This is a genomic window from Croceibacterium segetis (assembly GCF_011320115.1).
Taxonomy (GTDB): Bacteria; Pseudomonadota; Alphaproteobacteria; order Sphingomonadales; family Sphingomonadaceae; genus Croceibacterium_B; species Croceibacterium_B segetis.
The window spans coordinates 1-4,356 of record NZ_JAANOZ010000029.1 but is presented as its reverse complement, the minus strand read 5'-3'; the positions used below and the strand labels follow the sequence as shown (position 1 = coordinate 4,356).

Annotated in this window: 6 protein-coding genes and 1 pseudogene; 4 read left to right on the top strand and 3 right to left on the bottom strand. The window is 65.3% G+C overall.

Annotated elements, in window-relative coordinates; translation table 11 throughout:
* Positions 1–162 precede the first annotated feature (162 nt).
* Positions 163–702: a nuclear transport factor 2 family protein gene (locus G7B69_RS16560; RefSeq protein ID WP_166181273.1), complete on the bottom strand. Its 540-nt coding sequence runs from the start codon at positions 700–702 to the stop codon at positions 163–165.
* A 142-nt stretch (positions 703–844) separates the two neighbouring features.
* On the opposite strand from G7B69_RS16560, the gene G7B69_RS16555 reads away from it, so the two are divergent.
* The 4 genes from G7B69_RS16555 to G7B69_RS16540 all read left to right on the top strand — a co-directional run bounded on the left by G7B69_RS16555 (position 845) and on the right by G7B69_RS16540 (position 3,589).
* Positions 845–1,267, top strand: coding sequence for a DUF6152 family protein (locus G7B69_RS16555; protein WP_166181272.1), 423 nt, complete (start codon positions 845–847; stop codon positions 1,265–1,267).
* Positions 1,268–1,277: 10 nt separating this feature from the next.
* A complete protein-coding gene (locus G7B69_RS16550) occupies positions 1,278–1,994 on the top strand; it encodes a hypothetical protein (RefSeq protein WP_166181270.1) in 717 nt (238 codons plus the stop codon).
* Positions 1,991–2,788 (top strand): hypothetical protein, encoded by a 798-nt coding sequence (locus G7B69_RS16545; RefSeq protein WP_166181268.1) that lies wholly within the window; start codon positions 1,991–1,993, stop codon positions 2,786–2,788. Before G7B69_RS16550 ends, G7B69_RS16545 begins: the two co-directional genes overlap by 4 nt.
* A 165-nt stretch (positions 2,789–2,953) precedes the next feature.
* Positions 2,954–3,589: a glycine zipper 2TM domain-containing protein gene (locus tag G7B69_RS16540; protein WP_243415236.1), complete on the top strand. Its 636-nt coding sequence runs from the start codon at positions 2,954–2,956 to the stop codon at positions 3,587–3,589.
* A 38-nt stretch (positions 3,590–3,627) separates the two neighbouring features.
* Here G7B69_RS16540 and G7B69_RS16535 read toward each other — a convergent pair whose 3' ends face one another.
* Positions 3,628–3,912, bottom strand: a complete 285-nt coding sequence (locus G7B69_RS16535) for an ASCH domain-containing protein (RefSeq protein ID WP_166181266.1) — start codon at positions 3,910–3,912, stop codon at positions 3,628–3,630.
* 4 nt (positions 3,913–3,916) lie between these two features.
* Positions 3,917–4,356: pseudogene (locus G7B69_RS16530) on the bottom strand (dihydroxy-acid dehydratase); the annotation flags it as partial.

The following is a 4,356-nucleotide window of genomic DNA, read 5'->3' as shown; positions in this document are numbered from 1 at the left end:
GCGGTGGCGGCCAACCGCGGTGTGCAGCCGAGGGAGGTGGATGTGGACGAGGTCCGTGCGATCCTGCGCTCGCAGGGGGCGCACTTGAGCGACGATGCCGCGGTGGCAAAGGCGCGCGGCGAGGCGGAGAGGGTTCCGGCAGAATAGTCCGCCAGCGAGGGCTCATTTGCCGAAGCCATACTTTCGCGCGAGCTCCGGGTTGCCAAAATCCATCGCGATCGTGCGTCTGGCGATCTTCCATTCACCACCGCGGCGCTCCAAGGTGTCGAGGTAGCGCCCGATGCTAAGCACCTTGGGGCCTTGCTCGCCATCGCTGATGAAAGTGGTGACATAACTGGTGCCGGCGCCGTGGTCGCCATCGAGGCGCTCGACGACGGCGTTCGTGATCAGATGGCGCATCAGGGACGTCTTCTGACCGTTGGGCAGGTTGATCGTGTATTTCTCGTGATCGCGCACCGCCTGGGCGACCAGTTTGTCATGACCTTTCACCAGGACCTGGGTCCCGACGGCTATTTCACCGTCATCGGTGAATTGCGCGGCGTACTCCTCGGGCGTGCCGAAGTCGTGGACTTCGCCGTAGCGCATAATCAAGTTGACGATCGCGGCGCGGTCGTCCGCTTCCCCAGCTTTCGCCGGAATCGCGCAGATCAATGCGCCGAACGTTGCTGCGGTAAGCGCCGCACGCGGGCCTGTCTTCGGCATATCACTCTCCCCGGTTCGACTTTTCCGCCAGCTAGCGCCAGCCTCCCGAATGTCCGTCCTGTATTGAACGGATTGGCGAAGTGCGCCAGACGCGTTATTCTCGCACCACAGAATATCGTCTCTGGCAACCGGGGAGAGGGCAGTGACGTTCAGATTGGCAACTGCCCGCTTTGTCGGCGCGATGCTCACCTGCGTCATCGCATCGTCAGGCATGGCGCACCATTCGACCGCTGAGTTCGATTACTCGAAGACGGTGATCCTCGAAGGCACGATCAAGGAAGTGCAGTGGACCAACCCGCACTCGTACGTGCAGGTAATGGTACCCCAGAAGGACGGAAAACTGGCCCAATGGGGCGTTGAAATCGGCGCTCCGGCGATCAACGTGGCGATGGGCTGGCGCAAGAACAGCGTCAAGATCGGCGACAAGGTCACGCTCGACATTGCGCCCGCGCGGAGCGGCGCGACGTACGGGACGCTGCGTCACTTGACCTTTGCCGATGGACGTACCCTCGATGGTGTCGCGGCAAGGGTGAAGACCGGCCCCTCGGGCAGCATTGGGGGTTAGTGCGGTTTCGATGGTCGCGTCCTTCCGCACCTTCGCCATCCCGCTGGTAGGAGCGCTTTTCGCGCTGGCCGCACCGGTCCCAGCGTCCGCCGCCAGCCCGATCGCCGGAACCTGGGTCGGCGATTCCTTTCCCGATCACGTGTTCACCGTGGAAGGACGCGAACCGCCGCTGACCGAAGAAGGTGCGATGCTCTACCGGGCCAACCTGGCCGACCGGCGATCCGCGCAGCCGCAGTTCGATCGCACACGCTGGTGCGCCGGCCCCGGCATGCCGCGGATAATGTTCATTCCGACCCCGTTCGAGATCATCGTCAACGAGCGCCTCGTGGGGTTCGTCTATGGCTGGTACCGATGGCATCGCGCGGTGGACATGAGCGGCAAGCCGGCTGATCCCCTGCTTCCGCAAACAATGGGCTATCCGGTCGGGCACTGGGAGGGCGACACCCTGGTCATCGTGTCGAACGGGTTGACCAGCGACACGATCCTCGATGCCTCGGGTCTGCCGCACTCGGACGACATGGTGCTGGAAGAGCGCCTGCACGTTGCCCCCGACGGCAGGCTGCACGACCGCTTTCGCATCATAGATCCCGAGATCTACAGCGCGCCGTGGGAAACCGAGATGACCTATAGCCGTACCAAAGGTACGCGGGTGGAAGACGACGTCTGCCCGGACCGAATTGCAGCGGGCGGCCCCGCGATCATGCCGGCGAGCGAGGGTAAGCCATGAACCGGGGCTGGGCTCTCGCGGCAGCGGCGGCTTTTGTCACGGCCGGTCCGGCGGCGGCGCAAGGCCAGTCCGCCGCGCATGACCTGGGTGGCCTGTGGGAAGCCGAGCGGTTCTTCTTCAAGGTCGACAACCCGCCGCTGACGCCCGCGGCCCAGGCGATGGTCGACAGCTACCAGGACAAGATGAAGTCCGGGCAGATCATCTACACCGGCTGGACGTCGTGCCGCCCTGGCGCGGCCAACGCGATGGTGATGACGATGAACACCATCGCCATCCTGCAGACCGCCGACGAGATCACGCTGCTCTACGAAGAGCCGCGGATGAACCGTCGCATAAGGTTGAACGCAACGCATCCCGCGAATGTCGCGCCGAGCTATCTCGGAGATTCGGTCGGGCGCTGGGATGGCGACACACTTGTGGTCGACACCATCGGCTATAACGGCCAGTTCGAGCTTGATGCCTTTGCCCTGCCGACAAGCACCCGCATGCACACGATCGAACGGTTCACGCCGGCACCCGACGGCAAGCGTATCTCCATAATCATCACGTTCGACGATCCGGAGTTCTACAGCGCCCCGTTCAGCGTCGAGCGCACCTGGAAGGCGAGCGACAAGCGCCACCAGTTCGACTACGACTGTTCGGAGAATCCGCGCGAGGAAGAGTTCTCGCATACCTACTTCGTGAAGGACCTCTACCGGCCGACCTGTATTCGCCATGAGGGGCAGGGAGCCGACCTGTCGAAGATCATCTGCACCAAGCCTGAAGACGAACCGGGCACACAAGCGCCGAAGTAGGAACCGCGGTTCCTGGGCCGGCGGAGCTCTGCCCCCACCGCCCGTTAAGCCCCTGTATCACCGGCTGAGCGCACCGGTCCGCCATCGAGGCGGGAAACCGAACGCTCCTGCCAACCGTTGACCCGCGCCACTCGACCTCAACGTTCGAGCACAGGAGAAATTATCGTGAAAACCAAACCTATCTTGATCGCCGCCGCGCTCGCGCTTGCTGGCACCGCCGGCGTCGCCAGCGCCCAATACGCGAACAACTATTCACGTCCCGTGGCCAACAACGGCTTCTGGCAGGGCGCTCCCGACGGGTTGCAGCAGCGGATCGACTGGCTGCAGCAGCGGATCGAGCGCGGCCGCGCCGACGGCAGCCTCGACCGCCAGGAAGCGCGCCGGGCGCAGCTGCAGCTGAATGCCTTGCGCCGCGATGCCAGCGTACTGCAACAGCGACTTGACGACCTCAGCCGCAACATCCGCTGGAGCCGCAACAACGGCGGCTATGGCTATAATGACCGCGACCGCGACCCCTATGCGACCGACTACGACGCCTCGCGCTATTACCGCGACGACCCGCGCTACCAGGAACGCCGCCTCACCGCGCAGGACGAAGTCTATCGCGGGTCCGACGGCCGTTACTACTGCAAGCGCAGCGACGGCACGACCGGGCTGATCGTCGGCGGAGCGGGCGGTGCGCTTCTCGGCAACGTCATCGACGGCGGCCACAGCCGCGCCGCCGGGACGCTGATCGGCGGTGCGCTCGGCGCCCTGCTCGGGCGGTCGATCGAACAGAACAACGACGTGCGCTGTCGCTGATGCGCTAGGTTCGGGGCGCTCGGCGGTGCCGGGCGCCCCTACGCCGACGGCTCGCGGTATTCGAATTCCACGAGGTAGACGTTGTCGCCGCGGCCGTGCTTCGCCACCGTTAGCAGGTCCGCGACGCTGTCGAATCCCGAACGGCGCGCGAGTTCCGGCGTAATCTTTGCCCATTCGATCTCGCGCACCGAGGTCACTCGGATCTCGCCCAGACCGAGACGATAGCGCCCGCCGACTTTCACGTGCGGGCGCTGCCAGATGCGCACGCTGCAGGTGATCTCGCCCAGCATCACGCGCTCGCGCAACTGCTTGGCGAACATCATCGGCCTAGTCCGCCGGGGGCACCAGCACGCCGCCGGTGGACATGTCGCGCACGTCGTGGCGGAAGGTGTCGAGGTAACCGGTCGCCGGGGTTTTCCAGCCTGGGCCGTTGCGGCGGGCAAGCTCGTCGGCCGGCACGTCGACGTCGATGCTGCGGCCCGCGACGCTGATGGTGATCGTGTCGCCGTCGCGGATCTTGCCGATCGGGCCGCCGGTCGCCGCTTCGGGGTGGACTTCGGCCACCGTCAGCCCCTTGAGGCACAACCCAGAGAGCTGGCCGTCGGTGACGAAGGCGGTGGTCTTGGCAAGGCCGGCGGCATCGAGCGCGAACAGGACAAGACTGGCCCCGCCGCCCATCGCCGGGCCGCCCTTGAGGCCCTGGTTGCGGCTGACGATCACGTCGCCAGGCTGGACGACGCGGTCCTCGATCGCCTGCATGCACTCTT

Excerpts from the sequence above, each read along its gene's own strand:
- G7B69_RS16545 (WP_166181268.1), top strand. The coding sequence starts at position 1,991 with ATGAACCGGGGCTGGGCTCTCGCGGCAGCGGCGGCTTTTGTCACGGCC.
- G7B69_RS16550 (WP_166181270.1), top strand. The coding sequence starts at position 1,278 with ATGGTCGCGTCCTTCCGCACCTTCGCCATCCCGCTGGTAGGAGCGCTT.
- G7B69_RS16535 (WP_166181266.1), bottom strand. The coding sequence starts at position 3,912 with ATGATGTTCGCCAAGCAGTTGCGCGAGCGCGTGATGCTGGGCGAGATC.
- G7B69_RS16560 (WP_166181273.1), bottom strand. The coding sequence starts at position 702 with ATGCCGAAGACAGGCCCGCGTGCGGCGCTTACCGCAGCAACGTTCGGC.